The organism is Curtobacterium sp. VKM Ac-2861 (assembly GCF_013204965.1).
In the GTDB taxonomy this organism is placed as follows: domain Bacteria; phylum Actinomycetota; class Actinomycetes; order Actinomycetales; family Microbacteriaceae; genus Curtobacterium.
Genome location: NZ_JABMLA010000003.1, coordinates 582,154 through 603,490, shown reverse-complemented (window position 1 = coordinate 603,490; position 21,337 = coordinate 582,154). Strand labels below are relative to the sequence as shown.

At 70.4% G+C, this 21,337-nt stretch carries 22 protein-coding genes and 1 tRNA gene; 6 read left to right on the top strand and 17 right to left on the bottom strand.

Going from position 1 to position 21,337, the window contains the following annotated elements:
- Window positions 1-6: 6 nt before the first annotated feature.
- From HQQ88_RS10870 to HQQ88_RS10860, 3 genes are all read right to left on the bottom strand, one after another.
- Window positions 7-921 carry a glycine betaine ABC transporter substrate-binding protein gene (locus HQQ88_RS10870; RefSeq protein WP_123292260.1) on the bottom strand — a complete coding sequence of 305 codons (915 nt, stop codon included), beginning with the start codon at window positions 919-921 and terminating at the stop codon, window positions 7-9.
- Window positions 922-1,052: 131 nt separating this feature from the next.
- Window positions 1,053-1,994 (bottom strand): proline/glycine betaine ABC transporter permease, encoded by a 942-nt coding sequence (locus HQQ88_RS10865; RefSeq protein ID WP_132100143.1) that lies wholly within the window; start codon window positions 1,992-1,994, stop codon window positions 1,053-1,055.
- Window positions 1,991-3,358, bottom strand: coding sequence for a glycine betaine/L-proline ABC transporter ATP-binding protein (locus HQQ88_RS10860; RefSeq protein ID WP_216834478.1), 1,368 nt, complete (start codon window positions 3,356-3,358; stop codon window positions 1,991-1,993). Before HQQ88_RS10860 ends, HQQ88_RS10865 begins: the two co-directional genes overlap by 4 nt.
- Before the next feature lie 430 nt (window positions 3,359-3,788).
- On the opposite strand from HQQ88_RS10860, the gene HQQ88_RS10855 reads away from it, so the two are divergent.
- Together HQQ88_RS10855 and HQQ88_RS10850 are read left to right on the top strand one after the other, a co-directional pair.
- A complete protein-coding gene (locus HQQ88_RS10855; RefSeq protein ID WP_173169426.1) occupies window positions 3,789-5,351 on the top strand; it encodes an amino acid permease in 1,563 nt (520 codons plus the stop codon).
- 70 nt (window positions 5,352-5,421) lie between these two features.
- On the top strand, window positions 5,422-5,739 hold the full coding sequence (locus HQQ88_RS10850) for a hypothetical protein (RefSeq protein ID WP_131881479.1): 318 nt from the start codon (window positions 5,422-5,424) through the stop codon (window positions 5,737-5,739).
- A 19-nt stretch (window positions 5,740-5,758) separates the two neighbouring features.
- On the opposite strand, the gene HQQ88_RS10845 is transcribed toward HQQ88_RS10850, so the two are convergent.
- The 8 genes from HQQ88_RS10845 to HQQ88_RS10810 form a co-directional block, all read right to left on the bottom strand.
- Window positions 5,759-6,598, bottom strand: a complete 840-nt coding sequence (locus tag HQQ88_RS10845; protein ID WP_123938745.1) for a VOC family protein — start codon at window positions 6,596-6,598, stop codon at window positions 5,759-5,761.
- Between the two features lie 96 nt (window positions 6,599-6,694).
- Window positions 6,695-7,339, bottom strand: coding sequence for a PepSY domain-containing protein (locus HQQ88_RS10840; protein ID WP_173169425.1), 645 nt, complete (start codon window positions 7,337-7,339; stop codon window positions 6,695-6,697).
- A 48-nt stretch (window positions 7,340-7,387) separates the two neighbouring features.
- Window positions 7,388-8,716 (bottom strand): HAMP domain-containing sensor histidine kinase, encoded by a 1,329-nt coding sequence (locus HQQ88_RS10835; RefSeq protein ID WP_173169424.1) that lies wholly within the window; start codon window positions 8,714-8,716, stop codon window positions 7,388-7,390.
- A 34-nt stretch (window positions 8,717-8,750) separates the two neighbouring features.
- Window positions 8,751-9,428, bottom strand: a complete 678-nt coding sequence (locus tag HQQ88_RS10830) for a response regulator transcription factor (RefSeq protein WP_173169423.1) — start codon at window positions 9,426-9,428, stop codon at window positions 8,751-8,753.
- Window positions 9,429-9,503: 75 nt separating this feature from the next.
- Window positions 9,504-9,716, bottom strand: coding sequence for an SCO4848 family membrane protein (locus tag HQQ88_RS10825; protein WP_123938741.1), 213 nt, complete (start codon window positions 9,714-9,716; stop codon window positions 9,504-9,506).
- A gap of 140 nt (window positions 9,717-9,856) precedes the next feature.
- On the bottom strand, window positions 9,857-10,783 hold the full coding sequence (locus HQQ88_RS10820) for a hypothetical protein (protein WP_132100139.1): 927 nt from the start codon (window positions 10,781-10,783) through the stop codon (window positions 9,857-9,859).
- Window positions 10,780-11,241: an ImmA/IrrE family metallo-endopeptidase gene (locus HQQ88_RS19525; protein WP_111085958.1), complete on the bottom strand. Its 462-nt coding sequence runs from the start codon at window positions 11,239-11,241 to the stop codon at window positions 10,780-10,782. The genes HQQ88_RS10820 and HQQ88_RS19525 overlap by 4 nt, the downstream gene beginning before the upstream one ends.
- Window positions 11,238-11,678, bottom strand: a complete 441-nt coding sequence (locus tag HQQ88_RS10810; RefSeq protein WP_123292254.1) for a hypothetical protein — start codon at window positions 11,676-11,678, stop codon at window positions 11,238-11,240. Before HQQ88_RS10810 ends, HQQ88_RS19525 begins: the two co-directional genes overlap by 4 nt.
- Window positions 11,679-11,748: 70 nt before the next feature.
- On the opposite strand from HQQ88_RS10810, the gene HQQ88_RS10805 reads away from it, so the two are divergent.
- Window positions 11,749-12,405: a YigZ family protein gene (locus HQQ88_RS10805; RefSeq protein ID WP_173169463.1), complete on the top strand. Its 657-nt coding sequence runs from the start codon at window positions 11,749-11,751 to the stop codon at window positions 12,403-12,405.
- A 103-nt stretch (window positions 12,406-12,508) separates the two neighbouring features.
- On the opposite strand, the gene HQQ88_RS10800 is transcribed toward HQQ88_RS10805, so the two are convergent.
- Window positions 12,509-12,584 (bottom strand) — tRNA-Lys (locus HQQ88_RS10800).
- A gap of 93 nt (window positions 12,585-12,677) precedes the next feature.
- On the opposite strand from HQQ88_RS10800, the gene bcp reads away from it, so the two are divergent.
- A complete protein-coding gene (bcp, locus tag HQQ88_RS10795; protein WP_123672221.1) occupies window positions 12,678-13,148 on the top strand; it encodes a thioredoxin-dependent thiol peroxidase in 471 nt (156 codons plus the stop codon).
- A 73-nt stretch (window positions 13,149-13,221) separates the two neighbouring features.
- On the opposite strand, the gene HQQ88_RS10790 is transcribed toward bcp, so the two are convergent.
- Window positions 13,222-13,644, bottom strand: coding sequence for a hypothetical protein (locus HQQ88_RS10790; protein WP_111085962.1), 423 nt, complete (start codon window positions 13,642-13,644; stop codon window positions 13,222-13,224).
- A gap of 260 nt (window positions 13,645-13,904) precedes the next feature.
- Here HQQ88_RS10790 and HQQ88_RS10785 point away from each other — a divergent pair, with 260 nt between their 5' ends.
- Entirely contained in the window at window positions 13,905-14,153 is a 249-nt protein-coding gene (locus HQQ88_RS10785) for a WhiB family transcriptional regulator (RefSeq protein ID WP_017888820.1), read from the top strand.
- A 443-nt stretch (window positions 14,154-14,596) separates the two neighbouring features.
- On the opposite strand, the gene HQQ88_RS10780 is transcribed toward HQQ88_RS10785, so the two are convergent.
- A complete protein-coding gene (locus HQQ88_RS10780; RefSeq protein WP_111085963.1) occupies window positions 14,597-16,096 on the bottom strand; it encodes a sensor histidine kinase in 1,500 nt (499 codons plus the stop codon).
- Between the two features lie 118 nt (window positions 16,097-16,214).
- Here HQQ88_RS10780 and HQQ88_RS10775 point away from each other — a divergent pair, with 118 nt between their 5' ends.
- Window positions 16,215-16,655, top strand: coding sequence for an Rv3235 family protein (locus tag HQQ88_RS10775; protein WP_173169422.1), 441 nt, complete (start codon window positions 16,215-16,217; stop codon window positions 16,653-16,655).
- 143 nt (window positions 16,656-16,798) lie between these two features.
- On the opposite strand, the gene secA is transcribed toward HQQ88_RS10775, so the two are convergent.
- From secA to HQQ88_RS10760, 3 genes are all read right to left on the bottom strand, one after another.
- Entirely contained in the window at window positions 16,799-19,579 is a 2,781-nt protein-coding gene (gene secA, locus HQQ88_RS10770; protein WP_123938737.1) for a preprotein translocase subunit SecA, read from the bottom strand.
- 171 nt (window positions 19,580-19,750) lie between these two features.
- Window positions 19,751-20,452 (bottom strand): ribosome-associated translation inhibitor RaiA, encoded by a 702-nt coding sequence (gene raiA, locus HQQ88_RS10765; RefSeq protein ID WP_123292249.1) that lies wholly within the window; start codon window positions 20,450-20,452, stop codon window positions 19,751-19,753.
- A gap of 160 nt (window positions 20,453-20,612) precedes the next feature.
- The gene (locus tag HQQ88_RS10760) at window positions 20,613-21,311 is read right to left on the bottom strand and encodes a phosphoribosyltransferase family protein (RefSeq protein ID WP_173169421.1); all 699 of its coding nucleotides are present in this window, start codon (window positions 21,309-21,311) and stop codon (window positions 20,613-20,615) included.
- Window positions 21,312-21,337: the final 26 nt, after the last annotated feature.

Below are 21,337 nucleotides of genomic sequence, written 5' to 3'. Positions count from 1 at the left end.
GAACCGCTACTTGCTCGCGGTGAGCGAGTCCACGTAGTCCTCGTTGTCGGCAACCCACTTCTCGACGATCGACTGGTACTCGGACTGGTCCGCGCCGCTGTTCACGAGCGCGTCCTCGAGCGAGTAGAGCGTGTCGGAGTCCATCTTGAACGCCTGCAGCCACTTCTGCGCTTGCGGGAAGTCGTCGCCGAAGTCCTCGTTCACGATCGTGTGGATGCTCTCGTTGTCGCCGAGGGCGTTCTTCGGGTCCTCGAGGTCCTTCACGTCGAAGGCGTTGTAGGCCCAGTGCGGACGCCAGAGGGTGACGACGATGTCCTTGCCGTCCTTCTCGGACTTCTTCAGCTCGGACAGCATCGCCGGCGTCGAGCTCGTGACGAGCTCCCAGTCGTCGAGCCCGTAGGCCTTCATGACCTTCTCCTTGACGATCTTCGTCTCGCCCGCGCCGGGCTCGATGCCCACGATCCGTCCGCCGAAGTCGTCCTTGTGCGCGGCGAGGTCGGCGAGCGAGTCGATCGGAGCGTCCGCGTTCACGGTGAGTTCGAGCGACGCCTGGTCGTTCCACGACCCGAGGTCCTCGAGGTCGTCGCCGTACTTGTCCATGTACGCCTTGTGCGTGTTCGGCAGCCAGGTGTCGAGCACGGCGTCGTAGTCGCCCTGAGCCAGCCCCTGGTACGCCGGCGCGGGGTCCGCGTAGTCGAGCTCGACGTCGTACCCCTTCTTCTCGAGGACGTACTTCCAGAGCTCGCTTGCTGCGGTGTCCTCGTCCCAGCCGTTGAAGACGACCATCTTCATCGCCTGCTTGTCGCCGTTGTCCACCGTGTCGGACGCGTTGCTCGAGCCGGGCGGCGAGCAGGCGCTGAGCGCGAGGGCCGCGGCGGCACCGAGTCCGATGGCCGACAGGATCTTGGTTCGGGTGTTCATGGTTTCCTTCCTGGTTCGACGCTCGGCACCGGCGGACCGGGTTCGGCGTCGTCGACACGGCGTGCTGTCACCGTGCGGTCTGTGGGGTCTGGATGATCTGGTCGACCGGGTGCGCGACGGCGCTCCAGCCGTCAGGCGCCGACCGGCACGGGCTGCTCCGCCTGCTGGGTCGCCGACTCCTGGTCGTCGTCGCCGGTGGGCGCGGTGGCCGCCGTCGTCCGGCTCGGAGCGCGCTTCTTGCGGTCGCCACCGAACGCTGCGGTCATCCGGTCCAGCACGATCGCGAGGATCACGACCGAGATGCCTGCCTCGGAGCCCAGACCGACGTCGATGCGGTTCAGGGCGGCGACGATCTGGCCGCCGAGTCCCCCGGCGCCGACCATGCCCGCGATGACGACCATGGACAGCGAGAGCATGATGACCTGGTTGACGCCGGCCATGATGCTCGGACGAGCGAGCGGCAGCTGGATCTGACGGAGGATCCGCCACGGGCTCGAGCCGAACGCAGCACCGGCTTCGACGACCTCGGAGCTGACGCCGCGGATACCGAGCTCGGTGAGGCGGACGCCCGGCGCCATCGCGAAGACGATCGTCGCGACGATGCCCGGCACCGGCCCGATGCCGAACAGGATGAGCGCGGGGATCAGGTACACGAACGCCGGGGTCGTCTGCATGAAGTCGAGGACCGGCTTGATCGTCCGGCTCGCTGCGTCGGAGCGCGCCGCCCAGACGCCCAGCGGCAGACTGAGCACCACGGCGATACCGGCGGCGACGACGACGAGGGCGAGCGACTCCATCGCGTAGCTCCACTCGCCGATGCTCACGATGACAGCCAGGCCGACCAGGGTGCCGAGCGCGAGCTTCCAGCCCTTCGCCCAGAAGGCCACGGCGACGAGCACGACGATCACGGCCCAGAACGGCGGCGTCGTGAGGAAGTACTCGATCCACTCGTAGAAGAACGTGAAGATCGCGGCGATGACGTCGAAGACGCCACCGAGGTAGGTCGTGATCCACTCGACGATCGCGTCGACCGCGTCGCCGAGCGGCAGTCGGAATCCGAAGAGAGTGGTCATGCGTCGGCTCCTGTGCGGTCGGTCGAGATGATGGTCGGATCGCTCACGACGGGCTGTTCCCCGGTGGCCAGGGTCGCGTCGAGATCCGAATCCGAGATGCGCGTGACCGGCTCGAGCACCGGGATCGGCATGGTCGCGGTCGGCACGTTGCCGAGCGCTGCGAGCAGTGTGACCCGCGGCACGACGCCGAGCAGGCGGTCCTCGTCGTCGACCACGGCGATCGGCAGGGGCGACTCCACGGCGAGCTCGAACAGATCGGTGAGCGCGGTGTCGGGTGAGACCCGGGCGTACTCGGTGTTCACGATGGCGTCGAGGTTCGTGTCGCCGGCCTTGACCTGTCGCATCACGTGGCGATCGCGGACCCATCCGTCGAGCGTGCGACCACGCCCGGTGACGAACACCGCTGCGGTCTGCAGGTCGCGCATCACCCGGAGCGCGCCACGTGGGCCCGCCGTCGACGGGACGACCGCGCGCGCCGGTTCCATGACGCTCGCGGCGGTGAGCACACGGGCGCGGTCGACGTCCTGCACGAACTGGGCGACGTAGTCGTTCGCCGGGTCGGTGAGGATGTCCTCCGGCGACCCGATCTGCACGATCCGGCCGTCGCGCATCACGGCGATCCGGTCACCGAGGAACATCGCCTCGTTGAGGTCGTGCGTGATGAAGACGATGGTCTTGCCGAGCCGCTGCTGCAGGTCGACGAGCTGCTCCTGCATCTCACGGCGGATGAGCGGGTCGAGCGCGCTGAACGCCTCGTCCATCAGCAGGACGTCGGTCTCGGCGGCGAGGGCGCGGGCGATGCCGACGCGCTGCTGCATGCCGCCGGACAGCTCGTCGGGCTTCGCATCGGCCCAGACGTCCAGGCCGACCAGGTCGATGACCTCACGGGCCTTCGCGAGCCGAGTGGTCTTGTCGACACCGTTCACCTCGAGGCCGTACGCGACGTTCTCGAGCACGGTGCGGTGCGGCAGCAGGGCGAAGTGCTGGAACACCATCGACACGCTCGACCGACGGATCTCGCGGATCTCCTTGGCGCTCGCCTTGGTGACCGTGCGCCCGCCGATCTCGACGCTGCCGGCGCTGGGCTCGAGCAGGCCGTTGAGCATCCGGATGAGGGTCGACTTGCCGGAGCCGGACAGTCCCATGACGACGAAGATCTCGCCGGGGCGGACGTCGAAGGACGCGTCGATGACCGCGGCGGATCCCTGCTCGCGGACCTCGTCGCGGGTGGCGCCGGCGGCGAGGCGGCGGACGGCGTCGCCGGGTCGGCGGCCGAACACCTTGTAGACACCGCGCACACTGAGCGCGGCGCCCGTGCCGTCCGGCGACGTGTCGTGCCGGATCTCGGATGGGGCAATGGACAACTGGACTCCTCGCGTCGCCGCGGCGCCGGAGCGCACGTGCGGTGACGGTGTGGTTGCGAACGGGTCGCCCGGGACGGCGCGCACGGCCCACGTCAGCCCGCGCAACGGCGCAGGGCGAGCGAACACGCACGCAGGGACCACGCTCGGGGCGGTCCCGGTCCGGCCGACCGTACGGTCACGGCGCTGCTGGCCGCGGACGCGTTCTGGTCGTCGTGCCCCCGGCCGTCGGGCCTGTGGGGACGTTCAAACCTAACGGCTTCCTGTCCCCCGATCACAATCGACGTCCGCCGGAATCCCGGCATCGCCGTACCCCGTCGTCGGCGTGTCGCCCACGCACATGGGGATCACGATCGTGACCGTCTCGTTACAGATCAGCTCGTTCGGAGGTTTGTGTGCCGCCCCGGTTCCGTGCGCATGTAGGTTGGCGCGCATGACAGCGCAGAACGACACGGGCGTGAACCGTGCTCCGGCGAACGACTTCTCGCACGAGCAAGAGGGCTACCAGCACGGTCTGAAGCCCCGGCAGCTGCAGATGATCGCGATCGGTGGGGCCATCGGTACCGGACTCTTCCTCGGTGCGGGTGGACGACTCCACACCGCGGGCCCCGCGCTCGCGCTGACCTACCTGATCTGCGGCATCTTCGCGCTCTTCATCCTGCGCGCCCTCGGCGAGCTCGTGCTGCACCGTCCGTCGTCGGGGTCGTTCATCTCCTACGCGCGTGAGTTCTACGGCGAGAAGTTCGCCTACGCCGCCGGCTGGATGTACTTCCTGAACTGGGCGATGACCTCGATCGTCGACACCACCGCCGTCGCCATCTACCTGCAGTACTGGTCCGCGTTCACCGCCGCACCGCAGTGGCTCCTCGCGTTGATCGCCCTGATCGTCGTGCTCGCCGCCAACATGGTCGCGGTCAAGGTGTTCGGCGAACTCGAGTTCTGGTTCGCGCTCATCAAGGTCGCGGCACTCGTCGCGTTCCTCGTCGTCGCGATCATCTGGCTCGTCTTCGCGTTCCCGGTCGAGGCCGGCGGCGAAGCCGTCCGCACGGGCTTCTCGATCTGGGGGGACAACGGCGGGCTGTTCCCGAACGGGCTGCTCCCCGCGGTCATCGTGATCCAGGGTGTCGTGTTCGCGTACGCGGCCATCGAGCTCGTCGGCACCGCGTCCGGTGAGACGCAGAACACCGAGAAGGTCATCCCCCGCGCCATCAACTCCGTCGTGTTCCGCATCGCGGTCTTCTACGTCGGGTCGATCATCCTGCTCTCGCTCCTCCTGCCGTACACCGCGTACAAGGAGGGCGAGAGCCCGTTCGTGACGTTCTTCTCGTCGCTCGGCAACCCGCAGGTGGGGTCGATCGTCGGCGGCATCATGAACTTCGTCGTGCTCACGGCGGCACTGTCGTCGCTCAACGCCGGCCTGTACTCGACCGGTCGCGCCCTGCACTCGATGGGCATGAACGGCTCGGCGCCGAAGTGGACCACCAAGATGTCGAAGGGCGGTGTGCCGTACGCCGGCATCCTGCTCACCGCCGGCTTCACGGTCGCCGGGGTCGTCCTCAACTACTTCGTCCCGAGCCAGGCGTTCGAGATCGCGCTGAACATCGCGAGCCTCGGCATCATCACCGCGTGGGGCACGATCATCCTCTGCCAGATGCGGCTCCGGTCCTGGGCGAAGCAGGGACTGGCGAAGGAGCCGTCGTTCAAGCTGCCGGGTGCCCCGGTGACCGCCTGGCTCACCCTGGCGTTCCTGGCGTCGGTCATCGTGCTGATGGCGATCGACTACCCGGTCGGCACCTACACGATCGCGTCCCTCGTGATCGTCATCCCGCTGCTCATCGTCGGCTGGTTCCTGCAGCGCGACCGCATCCTGCGCATCGCGTCGCTCCGACAGGGCGTCACCGGTCCGTACCCGATCGGTGTCCGCGACCCGGCGAACCAGGTCCGTCGCGACGGCGAGGACGGCGACGAGCAGAAGGGGTCCGACGACACCGTCTGATCTGTCCCCGGAGCGCAGCACATCGCGCGCCGAGTGCAGTGGGTCCGGCTCCCGTCGGTACGATCGGCGGGTGCCGGACCGCTCTGTCTCCCCTGCGTCAGTCCCACCCACCCTCGATCTCCGGCTCAGCTGGCGAGGCGCGTACGGACACCTCCGGGTGTTCCCCGACCGCCTCGAGGCCGAGACCGACTACGAGCGCGAGGCGCGGGTCTCCGTGCCGATGGACGCGGTGTCGGGATGGCGCCTCGGCCCGTGCGACGAGGACGCCGTCTGCGTCGAGTTCGTCACGGAGCCGGAGACATTCCGCGTGCTGCTCGACACCTCGGACGAGCAGCTCGCCGCGCTGGCGATCCAGAAGGTGCTCGGACCGCCGCTCACCACCGGCTGACGATCCACGGGCGCTGCGCTCAGGCGTCGCCCTCCGGGGCGAACTGCGTGACGCGGAACGTCGCGCCCTGCGGGTCCCGCAGCTCGGCCGCACGCGTCCACGGACCCTGCCAGGTGCCGAGTACGGCGCCGCCGAGCTCCTCGGCCCGTGCGGCGGCGGCGTCACGGTCCGCCACGCTGAACGACACGTGCCAGTCGTCCGGCCCGTCGTCGAGTCGGGCGAGGGCGCCGATGACGTCCGCGAAGCCCTCCGGTGCGCCGACCTGCCGTTCGCGGATGTCGGGGTCGGAGGTGGCCGCGAGGTGGTCCCCGTAGCCGGGGAGCCGGACCATGGCGCTCGGGCCCTCCTCGATGCCGGAGACCCGCCAGCCGAACAGCTGCTCGTAGAACGAGATCGCCTGCTCCGGCTCGGTCGAGCGGAGGTCGCTGAAGACCCAGCCGCCGGGGGCGTTGATGTGCTGCGACCCGAGCCGCTCGCGCGCCTGCCAGAGTCCGAACGCCGCACCGCGCGGATCGACGCAGTCGACGCTGCGGCCCGCGGCGCCACCCGGCCCGGCGTCCTCCGCCGGAGCGGCGGTGCCACCGAGCTCGACGACCCGAGCGGCCCCCACGTCGGCGTCGTCCACGGCGATGTACGTCGTCCACGACGCGGGCTCGTCACCCGAGGCGATCGCGCCGACCTCGCGCCCGTCGATGCTCACGATCCGGTACGAGCCGGGGGCTCCGGGCGGCAGGCGCTCCTCGAAGTCCCAGCCGAACAGACCGCCGTAGAACGCCTGCGCGGCGTCGGGGTCCGGGTGTCGTCCGTCGATCCAGCTCGGCACGCCCTGCGGGTAGGTGCGAGGGGTCTGGTCCGTCATGGTGTCTCCCGGGGTCGCCGACGCCCAGGTCGGATGCCCCAGGTCTACCGCTGACCGCCGACGTCGGCCGGGTCGGTCGTCGGGTCGTTCGTCGGGTCAGTCGTCGGTGTCGACCTGGTCGGTGACGACGTCGCCCGAACCGGCGTCGATCCGGACGCTGTGCTTGGTGCCGGACCCGTCGACGACGTCACCCTCCCAGACCACCTTGCCGAGGTGGTCGTCGAGGCCGAGCTCGGTGATCGCACCGGCGTGCAGGTCCTCGAAGGCGCTGACGGCCTTGCTGACGTCGACGTCGGCCGCTGCGACGAACCGGTCGTGCTCGGCACGGTCGTCGGCGTCCGCGGTCTCGGTCTGCGGGGTACCGGTCACCCCGGTGCCGGCGGCGTCGGTGTGCACCTCGTGCTCGGTGCCGTCCTTCGTCACGACGAGGACCTCGTACGCGCTGCCACGCTGCTCCTGCTCGACCGAGATGACGGTGCCGGAGCCGACGCTCCCGCGTGCGGTCGCGACGGCGGCGAGCAGGGCGTCGTTCGACGTGGCCGAGGCGGCGGTCGCGGACGCGCCACCCGACGTGCCGGTGGTGGCGCCCGTCGCGGCCGATCCGTTCGAGGACGACGCCGCCGAGTCGGACGACCCGTCGGTGGAGCAGCCGGTGAGGGCGAGCCCGGCCACGACGGGCAGGGCGGCGAGGGCGGCGACACGGCGGGCGGAGGGCTTCTGGAGCTGGGTGCGGAAGGTCATGGGACGAGCATGTCGGCGGGGTGCTGAAGCAGACCTGAAGCCGCCTGTTCAGCCGCCGAGTGCGATGCGCACGACGAACCGCGCCCCGCCGAGCGGCGAGTCCGCCACCGTCGCCTCGCCGCCGTGTGCCCGGACGGCGTCCCGCACGATCGCCAGACCGAGGCCGGCACCACCGGCGTCGCGGCTGCGGGCCTCGTCGAGCCGGACGAACCGCTCGAACACCCGGTCGCGCTCGACCTCCGGGATCCCGGAGCCGTCGTCGTACACGGTCAGCACCGCGGCGCCGTCCTGCTCGACCAGGGCCACCGCGACGCGCGACGTGGCGTGCCGGACGGCGTTGTCGACGAGGTTCCGGACCACGCCGGTGAGCAGCCGTTCGTCGCCGAGCACGCGTGCGGCGGAGATCCCGGAACCGTCGACCCGGATCGCACGGTCGCCGGTCGCACCACCCGGCACCCGGGCCCGCGCCCGCGCCCGCGCCCGCGCGACGGCGTCGAGTGCGAGGTCGTCGAGGTCCACGGGACGACGGACACCCGTGCCGCCCTCGTCGAGCCGTGACAGCTCGAGCAGCCCGGTGACGAGGTCCTGCAGGCGCACGGCCTCGGACCGCACGACGTCGGAGAACTCGGCCACGTCCGTCCGGTCCGGGTACGCGACGGCGACCTCGGCGTGCTGGCGGAGGGACGCGATCGGCGACCGCAGCTCGTGCGAGGCGTCGGACACGAACTGCCGCTGCCCCGCCGCGGATCGGTCGAGCCGGTCGAGCATGGCGTTCATGGTGGTCGCGAGCCGTGCGATCTCGTCGCCGGTGTCCGGCACGACCACGCGGGCATCGGGCTGCGCGGCACGGATCGTCTCGACCTCGGTGCGCATCCGTTCCACCGGCCGCAACGACCGCCCGGTCACGGACCAGGTCACGATCCCGAGCACGAGGACGAGCACCGGCACCCCGACGGCGAGGAGCACCACGGCGGTCCGGATGGCGGTGTCGGTCTGCTCGAGGGAGACGCCGTACACCAGGGTCGCCTCACCCCCACCGGGCAGGTCGACGTCGTCGGCGACGAGCAGCCAGCGTTCGCCGTCGTGCGACCACCGGGACTCGTCGGCGGTCGACAGGGCCGGAGCGTCGGCGTCCTCACCGTGTGCGAGGACCGAGCCGCCGGCACCGACCACCTGTACCAGGACGTCCTCGTAGTCGGTCACCGCACCGGCACCGTCGGACTCGACCCGTGACGACACCTGTTCGAGTCCGGCCTCGGCGGACGTCCGCACCCCGTCGAGCAGCACCAGGCGGAGCACCACGACGAACCCCACGGCACCGACGACCAGGGCGGCGAGCACGACCACGCCGGCGCCGAGCGTGGTCCGCGCGCGCACGGACCGGAAGCGGCGCGTGCGCCCCGTCCCCCGGTCAGCCACCGTCGGCCGCCAGTCGGTAGCCCGCACCGCGGACGGTCTCGAGTGACGTCCGTCCGAACGGCCGGTCGAGCTTGCGCCGGAGGTGCCCGACGTACACCTCGACGATGTTCGGGTCGCCCTCGAAGTCGACGTCCCAGACGTTCTCGATCACCTCGCGCTTCGAGCACACCTGCCCGGAGCGCCGCGCGAGGTACTCGAGCACCGCGAACTCCCGGCTCGTCAGGTCGACCGGGGTCCCGGCACGCGTCACCGTCCGTGCGGCCGGGTCGACGACCAGGTCGCCGAGGGTCAGCACCGCCGGGCGTTCCCGAGCACCGCGGCGGACGAGCGCGCGCAGCCGGGCGACGAGGACCGGGTGCGAGAAGGGCTTCGTGACGTAGTCGTCGGCGCCGGCGTCGAGGGCCTCGACCTGGTCCCACTCGCCGTCCTTGGCGGTGAGCATGAGCACCGGCGTCCAGTCCTGGTCGGCCCGGAGCTGGGCGCAGACCGCCCATCCGCTCATCCCCGGCATCATCAGGTCGAGGACGATCGCGTCGTAGCGGAACTCGCGGGCGTGCCACAGGCCGTCGACGCCGTCGTGGGCGACGTCGACCGCCCACCCCTCGGCCTCGAGGCCGCGACGGACGCCGTCGGCGAGCCGCACCTCGTCATCGACCACCAGGACACGCATGGCGACGATCCTGCCGTGCCGCCCTGAAGCAGCGCTGAAGCGACGCCCGACGGCGATCGGCGATCGGCGAATGGCTCAGACCAGCAGCAGGACCCCGGCGACGACCGCGGCCACGGCGATCGCGAGCGCGATGAGCAGCAGCACGAGGTGCACCGTGTAGAACGTCGTCGGCTTGCCCGCGGCGTCCCGCGCGCGGGTGTCCTTCGCGACGCGCTGGAAGAAGCGCGGCCAGGTGACGACGTTGAAGACGGCACCGATGAACAGGACGACTGCGGCGAAGACGAGCACCGTCCGAGTCTAGACAACGAGTGTCGGTGGTGCTCGGCCGCCCCTAACGCGGCCGAGTCCCACCGACGAGCCACAGGATCTGTAGCACTTGCTACAAACCCTACACGGGCGTCGGGAGACCGTCGAGTCACCCCTTCGGGCTACGCGGAGTCGAGCGCCGACTCGGCCTCGGCGAGGACGGCTCGCTCGGCATCGGTCAACGGCGTACGCGTCCGCCGGAGCCCGTCGTTGACCTCGACGATCGCGCGGCTCAACCGCGTCGCGGGGTCCTCGGTCGACGGGTAGGCGTTGTCGGCACCGATCCGCTCGTGCAGCGGCGCGAGACGCCGCAGCGCCGCGTCGACCCGCCGGGTGTGTCGACGTCGCGAGACCCGGTGTCCGACGACGAGCAGCAGCATCCCCGTCGAGACGCAGATCACGGCGCCGGGCGTCGTGACGTCGTACGGCAGCGCGAGGGAGCGCATCCGGTCGAGGTCCCCCGTGACGTGCGCCAGGTCCATGACCACGACGACGACCATCCGGACGACCCCCAGCACGCCGCCGAGCACCAGGACCCACAGCCCGACCAGGTCCGTCGTCGTCCGGGCCTCGCGCAGGCGGAGGACGCAGATGAGGCCCGTCGCGCCGAGCGCCACCCCGAGGTACACCGTCTGCGCGATCGAGTAGACGGTCGCGGCCGGGTGCGACCCGGCGTCGAGCATGAACGTCGTCGTGGTGGCGGGCTTGTCCAGCACCGAGAAGGCGACGACCACCACGACCACCACCGCGGCGCACGACGCCACGATCGCGTTCCGGAGCCACGGCCGGGCTGCCCCGACCGCCTTCGCCACGCCCCAGAGCAGCGTGCTCGTGCCGGCGACCATCAGGCAGTCGCTGACCACGGTGACCACGTTGAAGCCACCGAGCAGTGGGTCGAGCCACCGGTACAGCGGGTCGACGTTCGTGACGATGGTGCCGGCGAACAGCAGGAAGGTCACCGCCAGGGTGCGGTCCTGCCCGCGTTGCAGGACGAAGAGCGCGATCGTCCCGGCGATGAGCAGCACCGCCTGGACGACGGCGACGATCACCCGAAGACCCCGCGGAAGGCGCTCGGGCGGCCGCGGTGTCGCCGGATGAGCGTCGCGAGTGCGTCGGCGAAGACCTCGGCCTCGTGTTCGTACGCGTTCGAGAACATCCCCCGCGCCAGCGCCCGCTCGACCTTGTACTCGGGCAGGTCCGGGATGACGTCGCGGATGTAGGCCGACTGGGGCGCGTGCTCCTGGTGCCGGTGCAGGACGTGGCCGAGCTCGTGGCCGATGACGAACGCCCGGAAGGTCGGCGACGCGGTCGGCGAGATCATGATCAGGTGGGCGTGCTCGAGCGTCGCGACGAAGCCGCACACGGGTTCCGTCGCCAGGAACGCCTCTTCGCGGACGACGATGGGCTTGTCCACGACGACGGCTGCGGCTGCGACGGCCTGGTCGACGTCGGACCACCCCTCGACCGCACCGCGTGCCCAGAAGGACTCGAGCAGCGGGTCGGTCACGCCACGCTCCCGCGCTGTGATTCCTCCTCGAGCACCTCGGCGATGCGCCGCAGCGCCTCGGGTGAGAGCTCGCCGGGGAAGGTGCGTGCAGCGAACCCGCTCACGCGGGCGGAACGCAGGGAGCGGACGAGGGCGAGCTGGGCGCCGATGCGCTCGGGGACGTCGCTGTCCTCGAGCAGGAAGCGCTCGTCGACCTCGAAGTACCCGGCGAGGAGCCGGAGGAGCTCGGTGTCGCGGTTGCGTCGGCCGTCGCCGGAGAGCATGTAGGTCCACTTCGCCCGCGAGAGCGAACCGCCGTGGGCGGCGACGTACTCCTCGATCGAGGCGAACGGCACCGGGGCACCACGCTGGGACTCCTCGAAGTCGAGCAGCAGGTTGATGCGCCGTGCGAGTTCGGCGGCGTCCAGGACCCCGCCCCTCGGATCACCGGTCTCCATGTCGGACTCCTCCCCAGCCGTGCGTGCACGACATCGTAGCGCGGCGGACACCGTGCACGCCGTTAGCCTCGTGGGCATGGCCCGCAGCTTCCCCGCGACGATCGCCGACCTGGTCGAGCACGAGATCGTCATCACGAAGTCGCGGTTCATCACCACGGTCGCCCCCGTATCGGACGTGGCAGACGCCGAGCGGGTCATCGCCGAGGTGAAACGCCGCCGCTGGGACGCCCGGCACAACTGCACCGCGATGGTCACCGGCACGCTCGGCGACCAGGCCCGGTCGTCGGACGACGGAGAACCGTCGGGTACGGCGGGCGTGCCGATGCTCGAGGTGCTCCGCCGCCGCGAACTCACCGACCTGGTCGCCGTCGTGACGCGCTACTTCGGCGGCGTGAAGCTCGGCGCCGGCGGACTCGTCCGCGCCTACTCGACCTCGGTCTCGGAGGCCCTCGACACCGCCGCGCTCGTCCGACGCGAGGCGCTCACGCAGGTGCACTTCGACGCCCCGCACGCCGAGGCCGGCCGGCTCGACAACGTCCTGCGCGACTGGGTCCGGCACCACCACGCGACCCTCGGTGCGACGGCCTACGGACGTGCGGCGACGTTCGAGGTCTGGGTGCCCGCCGACGCGCTCGGGACCCTGACCGCCGACCTCGCAGCGGCCTCCGCCGGCGCCGTCGACCTCGTCGTCGGCCCGGAACGGATCGTCGACGTCGCCGCCGACTGAATCCGACCGCCGGAAGCACCTCGGGCGTGTCCCGCTCGGAACGCGTGCACACCCCCGGAACGCACGAAGGCCCCGACTCGATGAGTCGGGGCCTTCGTGGTTGTGGTGCACCCCCTCGGACTTGAACCGAGAACCCACTGATTAAGAGTCAGTTGCTCTGCCAATTGAGCTAGAGGTGCATGTTCCGGCTTCCGTGCCGCAACGGGAATCAACAATAGCATGGGTTCTGCGCGCTCACGACCACTCGTGGGCACCAAGCGAACAGGAGCACCATGACCGACCGTCTCGCCGCCGGCGACACCGCCCCCGACTTCACGCTGCCGGACCAGGACGGCGTCGAACACTCGCTCGCCGCACTGCGGGGCAAGAAGGTCATCGTGTACTTCTACCCGGCCGCGTCCACCCCGGGGTGCACCACCGAGGCCTGCGACTTCCGCGACAACATGTCGTCGCTGCAGGCAGCCGGCTACGAGGTCCTCGGCGTCTCGAAGGACGAGCAGGCGAAGCTCAAGACCTTCCAGCACGAGCAGGCACTCACGTTCCCGCTGCTGAGCGACCCCGACCTGGCGGTGCACAAGGCCTACGCCGCGTGGGGCGAGAAGAACAACTACGGCAAGATCGTGACCGGCACGATCCGCTCCACGATCGTGGTCGACGAGGACGGCAGCGTGCAGCTGCCGCTCTACAACGTCAAGGCGACCGGACACGTGGCGAGCCTGCGGAAGAAGCTCGGCCTGGTCTGAGGACCGGACCACAGCGAGACGGGAGGCGCGGTGCCAGCTGGCACCGCGCCTCCCGTCCGTCTGTCGGTCTCGTCTACTCCACGGGACGCGCGAGCGCGGCCGTCACCGACCGCGACAGCACGAACGTGATGCCGAGCAGGGCGGGGATCAGCAGGACCCAGCCGACCGCCGGCTCACGGAAGACGCCCTGGAACGCGCCGATCGCGATCGCACCCTGCAGGACCTGCCAGACGATGATCCCCGACCGCACCCAGGCACGACGCTTCCACAGGCCGTTCAGGAGCGCACCGAGCCAGAGCGCCGCGACGGCCGACAGGATCGTCAGGGCGATCCCGGACGCCAGGCTCGACGCCGGCGCGACGATCAGCTCGACGACCAGGACGACCGTGACCACGACGAGCGCCGCGAACTCGAGGCCGACCACCACCAGCAGGCCGATCAGCGCGCGTGAGCGTCGCTCAGGACGGTCGACCGCGGTCGGGTCGTCATCGTGCACAGTGATCCTCCAGCATCGGAACCCTTGATTTGCCCCTACCAGTATGGAACGATATTCGAGGTCGTTTGGACGGCACGATGTGGTGTGCGTCTCCCGTGGTTCGTCGCTCCTCCCCCGAGCGTCACGCGGGCGTCAGACTCGCTTCCAGCGGACTCCTCCCCACAGTTGTCCCCTCATGCCTCATGCATGGTCAGCGTTCCGATCCCCCGAACCCCGGCCCCGGCCTGCCGTTCGAGCATCGACATCAAGGAGCACCACACATGGACTGGCGTGACAAGGCAGCTTGCCTCACCGCGGACCCCGAGCTCTTCTTCCCCGTCGGGAACACCGGGCCCGCCGTCGATCAGATCGAGAAGGCCAAGTCGGTCTGTGCGCGCTGCACGGTCACCGAGATGTGCCTGCAGTACGCACTCGAGAACAACCAGGACTCCGGTGTCTGGGGTGGCCTCAGCGAGGACGAGCGTCGTGCGCTGAAGCGCCGCGCCGCTCGCGCCCGCCGCGCTTCCTGACCCGGGTCGGTTCCCGCAGGACACACCGACGCCCGTCGTCCCTTCAGGGGCGGCGGGCGTCGTCGTGCGCGCGGGGCGCGGGGCGCGGGGCGGGGGGCGGGGGCGGGGCGGCACGCCGTGCGCTGGTCCTCGGGGTTCCACAACATGCCGCGCACCGACCGTCGAGGTTCCACAACACGCGCGATCGCACGCCGAGATGCGCAGATCTCGGAACCTCGGCGCGGCCCGAGACGCGACCGAACGACGGACGGGAGGCCCGTGGCAACGCGCCCACGGGCCTCCCGTCCGGCAGCCGCCCGGGTTCCACAACACGCCGCGCGTTGATCACGGCGGTTCCGCAACACGCGCGATCGCGCGCCGAGATGCGCAGATCTCGGAACCTCGCGAGCGGGCGCGGACCCGACGCGCGACTCCCGCGGGCGCGGCGCGGCGCAGCGCGCGGGCTAGGCGGGAGCGGTCAGCCAGCGGAACGGGATGGTGATCGTCACCTCGGTGCCGCTGCCGGTCAGGGTGTGCCAGTCGATCGTGCCGCCAAGTTCACCCTGGATGAGCGTGCGGACGATCTGGGTGCCGAGGCCCGACCCGACCTTCCCCTCGGGCAGACCCACGCCGTTGTCACGGACCTCGATCTCCAGGTGGTCGTCGAACCGGCGGGCGACGATCTCGACCTCACCGTCGCGGCCGTCCAGCCCGTGCTCGACGGCGTTCGTGACGAGCTCGGTGAGTCCGAGTGCGAGCGGCGTGGCAGCCTCGGACGGCAGCACCCCGAACTCGCCGGTCTTCTTCGGGTGCACGGTCGTGTTGTGCGACGCGGCGACCTCGGTGACGAGCTTGAGCACCGAGTCGAAGACGTCGTCGAAGTCGACCGTCTGGCTCAGGCCGCTCGACAGCGTGTCGTGCACGACTGCGATGGCTGCAACGCGGCGCATCGCGTTCTGCAGCGACGTGCGTGCCTCGTCGGAGTGCGTCCGACGAGCCTGGATGCGGAGCAACGACGCCACCGTCTGCAGGTTGTTCTTGACGCGGTGGTGGATCTCGCGGATCGTCGCGTCCTTGGTGATGAGCTCGCGCTCCTGGTGCCGGAGCTCGGACACGTCGCGGCAGAGCACGATCGCTCCGATGCGGTCGCCGTGGTCGCGGAGCGGGATCGACCGCAGCGACACCGTCACGCCCTTCGACTCGATGTCGGCCCGCCACGGGGCGCGACCGGTGACCACGAGGGGCAGTGACTCGTCGACGTCGAGCTGCGCGCCGATGAGCTCGGTGGTGACCTCGGCGAGGGACTTCCGTTCGAGCTCCCCCTCGAAGCCCATCCGGTTGAAGGCGCTCAGGCCGTTCGGGCTGGCGAACGTCACGATGCCGGCGGTGTCGAGGCGCAGCAGACCGTCACTGGCGCGCGGGGCGCCGCGGCGCGGACCGGCCGGTGCGCCGAGGTCCGGGAAGTCGCCCGTCGCGATCATGCCGAACAGGTCGTTCGCACTCGCGGTGAAGTTCAGTTCCTGACGGCTCGGCGTCCGCATCTCGTCCTGGTTGGAGTGCCGCGTGACGACGGCGATCGGACGCTCGGTGGTCTCTGCACTCTTGGCGCTGAGGCGTCGCAGCACCGGGATCGCACGGACCCGGGTGGGGGTGTCCTCGTACCAGTCGGGCTCGGCGGAGTCGACGACGCGGGCGCCGGCGAAGCTCTCGGTCACCTGACCGCGCCACTCCTCGCGGATCTCCTGCCCGACGATGTCGCGGTAGAACAATGTGGCGGCGGAGCTCGGTCGGGCGTGTGCCACGGCGACGAACGAGCCGTCCTCGGCAGTCGGCACCCACAGCACCATGTCGGCGAAGGACAGGTCGGCGAGGAGCTGCCAGTCCCCCACGAGCAGGTGGAGCCACTCCACGTCGGCTTCGGAGGAACGGCCTTGCGCGAGGACGAGGTCACTGAGGGTCGACACCCAGCCAGTCTAGGTGCGCCGACATGTGGACAACGTCGTGCTCTCCACAGGCCCAGCAGCTTTGTATTTCTCATGTTGCACGCCCCATACGCTCGCTCCAGCAACGGAAGGGGCAGGGGTGGCGGAGCAGGCACGCCGGATCGACCACACGACGACGACGGCACACTCGCCGCCACTGACGATCGTCGTACCGCAACCGGTCGAGGAGCCGGCGAGCGGCCCACCGGACCCGGCGGACACCGCACGCGCCCTGGGACTGTGCGTCGCCGAAGTCCTGACCGGGGCCCGCGAGGTCGACAGCATCGCCCGCTGGATCACCGACGACGTGCACCGACACCTGCAGCAACGTGCAGCCGTGGCCGCGCACGCCCGCTCGGTGCGCCGACGGTCTCGGAGCCGAGCGGTGCTGCGGGTCGGCAGCGTGCTCGTCTGCCGACCGGCGGACGGCGTCGCCGAGGCGACCGTCGTCGTGCACACGCGCAGTCATGCACGCGCCGTGGCGATGCGGTTGGAGACGCGGGACGGGAGGTGGCGGGCGACCGCGATCGGCGTCCTGTAGGTGCCTGACGCGGACGGGAGGCCCGTGGCGGTGTCGCCACGGGCCTCCCGTCCGCCGGTCGGTGCGCTTGGTGAGCAGCAATGGTCGGGTCCCGACGCGGGACCCGACCATTGCTGCTCACGATGCGCTCGCGCGCACGCGGACTACTTCTTCGACGCCTGACGACGCTCGGCACGGTTGCCGGCCGCGGCAGCCTGGCCGGAGGCCGTGGCTGCGTTGCCGAACGCGGAGCCCTGCTCGGGCTCGGCAGCTGCCTCGGCCTCGGCCTGGGCCTGCTGCGCACGCGCCGTGGCGGCCTGCTCGAGGCGGCCCTTCTCGTCGCGCACCTCGACCTCGCCGTCGATCGACGGTGCCGAGTACTCGAGGCCGGAGACCTCGTCCTCGCCGAGACCCTTGGCCTCGATGACGGCGTTCTCGCCGTCGGACTGCACCTGGACCTCGAGGTTGAACAGGTAGCCGACCGACTCTTCGCGGATCTGGCCCATCATCGTCTGGAACAGCGCGTAGCCCTCACGCTGGTACTCGACGAGCGGGTCACGCTGCGCCATCGCGCGGAGGCCGATGCCGTCCTTGAGGTAGTCCATCTCGTACAGGTGGTCGCGCCAGCGGCGGTCGATCACCGACAGGACGACACGACGCTCGAGCTCGCGCATCGCCTCGTCGCCGAGGAGCTCCTCACGCGTGGAGTACGCCAGCTTGGCGTCGGAGAGGATCTCGCGGCCGAGGAAGTCACGCGATGCCTTGCCCTTCGAGCCGGCCTCGGTGATGACCTCGTCGATCGAGATCGAGATCGGGTAGAGCGTGCCGAGCTCGGTCCACATGGCGTCGAGGTCCCAGTCGTCCGGCGAGCCCTCGCCGGTGTGGGTGTCGATCACGTCGTCGATGACGGCCTTGAGGAACGACTGCGCGCGGTCGTGCAGGTCGTCGCCCTCGAGGATGTGGCGGCGGTCGCTGTAGATCGCCTCGCGCTGCCGGTTCAGGACGTCGTCGTACTTCAGGACGTTCTTGCGGATCTCGGCGTTCCGGCCCTCGACCTGCGCCTGGGCGGAACGGATCGCGCGGCCGACGAGCTTGTTCTCGATCGCCAGGTCGTCCGGCACGTTCGAGCGGCCCATGAGGCTCTCGGCGGCACCGGAGTTGAACAGGCGCATGAGGTCGTCGGTGAGCGACAGGTAGAAGCGGCTCTCGCCCGGGTCACCCTGACGACCGGAACGACCGCGCAGCTGGTTGTCGATGCGGCGCGACTCGTGGCGCTCGGTGCCGAGGACGTAGAGCCCACCGGCCTCGCGGACCTTGTCGCCCTCGACCTCGACCTCGGCCTTGACGCGGGCGAAGACCTCGTCCCACTCGGCTTCGTACTCGTCGGGGGTCTCGGTCGGCGACAGGCCCTTGGCGTGCATCTCCTGCACCGCCAGGAACTCGGAGTTGCCGCCGAGCATGATGTCGGTGCCTCGGCCGGCCATGTTCGTCGCGACGGTGACGGCGCCGAGGCGACCGGCCTGGGCGACGATCGCGGCTTCACGCGCGTGGTTCTTCGCGTTGAGGACCTCGTGCTTCACGCCCTTCTTGGCGAGGAGCTTCGACAGGTACTCGGACTTCTCGACGCTCGTGGTGCCGACGAGGACGGGCTGGCCCTGCTCGTGGCGCTCGGCGATGTCCTCGGCGACCTGCTCGAACTTGGACTTCTCGTTCTTGTAGACCAGGTCGGTCTGGTCGATGCGCTGCATCGGCTTGTTCGTCGGGATCGGGACCACGCCGAGCTTGTAGGTCGACATGAACTCGGCCGCTTCGGTCTCGGCGGTACCGGTCATGCCGGAGAGCTTCTGGTACAGCCGGAAGTAGTTCTGCAGCGTGACCGTGGCGAGGGTCTGGTTCTCCGCCTTGACCTCGACGTTCTCCTTCGCCTCGATCGCCTGGTGGATGCCCTCGTTGTAGCGACGGCCCATCAGGATGCGGCCGGTGTGCTCGTCGACGATGAGCACCTCGCCGTTCATCACGACGTAGTCCTTGTCGCGCTTGAACAGGGCGACGGCCTTGATGGAGTTGTTGAGGAACGAGATGAGCGGGGTGTTCGCCGACTCGTACAGGTTGTCGATGCCGAGGTAGTCCTCGACCTTCTCGATGCCGGGCTCGAGCACGCCGACGGTGCGCTTCTTCTCGTCGACCTCGTAGTCCTCGCCCGGGGTCAGGCGCTTGGCGATCGAGGCGAACTCCGTGAACCACCGGTTGGCCTCGCCCGAGGACGGGCCGGAGATGATGAGCGGCGTGCGGGCCTCGTCGATGAGGATCGAGTCGACCTCGTCGACGACGGCGAAGAAGTGGCCGCGCTGCACCATGTCGGAGGCCTGCCACGCCATGTTGTCGCGCAGGTAGTCGAAGCCGAACTCGTTGTTCGTGCCGTAGGTGATGTCCGCGGCGTACTGCTCGCGGCGCTCGGCCGGCGTCTGGTTGGCGATGATGCAGCCGGTCGTCATGCCGAGGGCGCGGAAGACGCGACCCATGATCTCGGACTGGTACGACGCCAGGTAGTCGTTGACCGTGATGACGTGGACGCCGCGCGACGGAATCGCGTTGAGGTAGGCCGCCGTCGTCGCGACGAGGGTCTTGCCCTCACCGGTCTTCATCTCGGCGATGTTGCCGAGGTGCAGGGCCGCCCCGCCCATGAGCTGTACGTCGAAGTGCCGCATGCCGAGGGTGCGCTTCGCTGCTTCCCGCACGGCCGCGAACGCCTCGGGGAGCAGGTCGTCGAGGGTCTCGCCGTTGGCGTACCGCTCGCGCAGCTCCTTCGTCTCGTCCTGGAGTTCCTCGTCGGTGAGGCTCGAGAAGTCGTCCTCGAGGTCGTTGATCGCCGAGGCGTACGCCTTCAGCCGGCGGACGGTGCGTCCTTCGCCGATGCGGAGGACCTTCTCCAGCACGTTTGCCACGTGAGCTCCTTACGGGGTCGTCGTGCGCGACCTGCGCGCCCGATCGACCAGTCATGCTAGCAACCCCCCGGTGCCGTGCGCTGTGAGGGGCGTCGGTGTGGGGGCAGCGGTGTGCGCGGCCCGCGAACGGACCGCGCACACACGGGTCGGACGGTGTCCGCAGCGATCGCGTCAGGCGAGCGCGGCGGCCGGCTCGGCGTCCACCGATGCCGCGGCACCGGTCTGGTCGTCGATGCCGATCACGCCGTAGTCCCAGCCCTTGCGTCGGTAGACGACGCTCGGGCGGTGGGTCTCGGCGTCCACGAACAGGTAGAAGTCGTGTCCGACGAGCTCCATGAAGTACAGGGCGTCGTCGACGGTCATCGGGGCGGCCTCGAAGACCTTGTGCCGGATGACCACGGGGCTGTAGACCTCGTCGTCCTCGTCCTCCGGTGCGTCGGCGTCGACGACCGTGACCGCGCCGGTGGCGACGTCCTCGATGAGGCGGCCGTCAGCGGGGACCACCCCCATGCCGTCGAAGCCACTGCCTGCGGCCTCGGCCACCGAGGTCGGGCGGTGACGACCGCGGTGCACCTTGCGCCGGTCACGAGCACGACGCAGCCGTTCCATGATGCGGGCGAAGGCGAGGTCGAAGGCGGCGTACTTGTCGGACGCCGCGGACTCCGCCCGCACGAGGGGCCCGGGACCGATGAGCGTCAGCTCGATGCGGTCCTCGCCCTGGCTGCCGCCCGACTTCTCGTGGTGGCGGCTGATGCGCACCTCGAAGGCGAGCGCACGGTCAGCGAGCACGTCGATCTTCTCGGACTTCTGTTCGACGTAGGTGCGGAATCGGTCGGTGACCCCGACGTTCCGGCCTGTGATCGTCACGTCCATGTCGCGGCTCCCATCGAGCTTCGGCGCGTCGCCTCCATCCGGCGAACCCGAACGCCTTGCCGCGAGGCTAGACCCGCCGCAGGTCCCGCGTCACGGTGCGTCGGCGAGTCTGCCGGACACCCACCGGACGCACAGCGGTCACCCGGTGTTCACCGAGCCGTCAGTCCTCGACGCTCGCGACGGCCACGCACCGGACGACCCGGCCGCCCGCGGCGCGGACCGCCCGCACCCCCTCGGCCATCGTGACGCCGGTCGTCACGACGTCGTCCACGAGCACCACGTCCCGCCCGTCGACCCCGCACGCCCGCAGCGTCCCGACGGTCGCGGCGACCCGCTCGATCGCCGTCCGTTCCTTCTGGCCCGGCCCCCCGCTCGCCGGTCCACCCCGGCCCCGCACCCGTCGGAGCCGCCCGGTGCCACGGACGCCGCCGCGGGCGAGCAGCAGCACCACGGGGTCGAACCCCCGACGCCGTGCCCCCGCCCGCGACGGCGGGACCCGCAGCACGACGGTGCCGACGGGTGCCTCGGCGAGCGCGGCACGCACGAGCGAGCCGAAGCGAGCGCCGAGCGGTCGTGCGACGTCCACCCGACCGCGGAGCTTCAGCTCGAGCAGCAGGGTCCGGACGAGTCCCTCGTACTCGAAGGCGGCGTCGAGCCGCACGCCCGCGACGAGTCGGACCCGGCGCGGGCGCGCGGCCAGGGCGGCGCGGCAGGCCCGGCAGAGCGCACGGTCGGGGCGTCCGCAGCCCAGGCAGTCCACCGGCAGGAACAGGCCGAGCACCGCGAGCGCCGCGTCGCGCCACGGGGTGAGCGGGTCCGCGGTGGACCGGTCCTCGGTGGGCGGGTCCTCGGTGCGCATGCGACGAGTGTGGTGGCGACCGGACG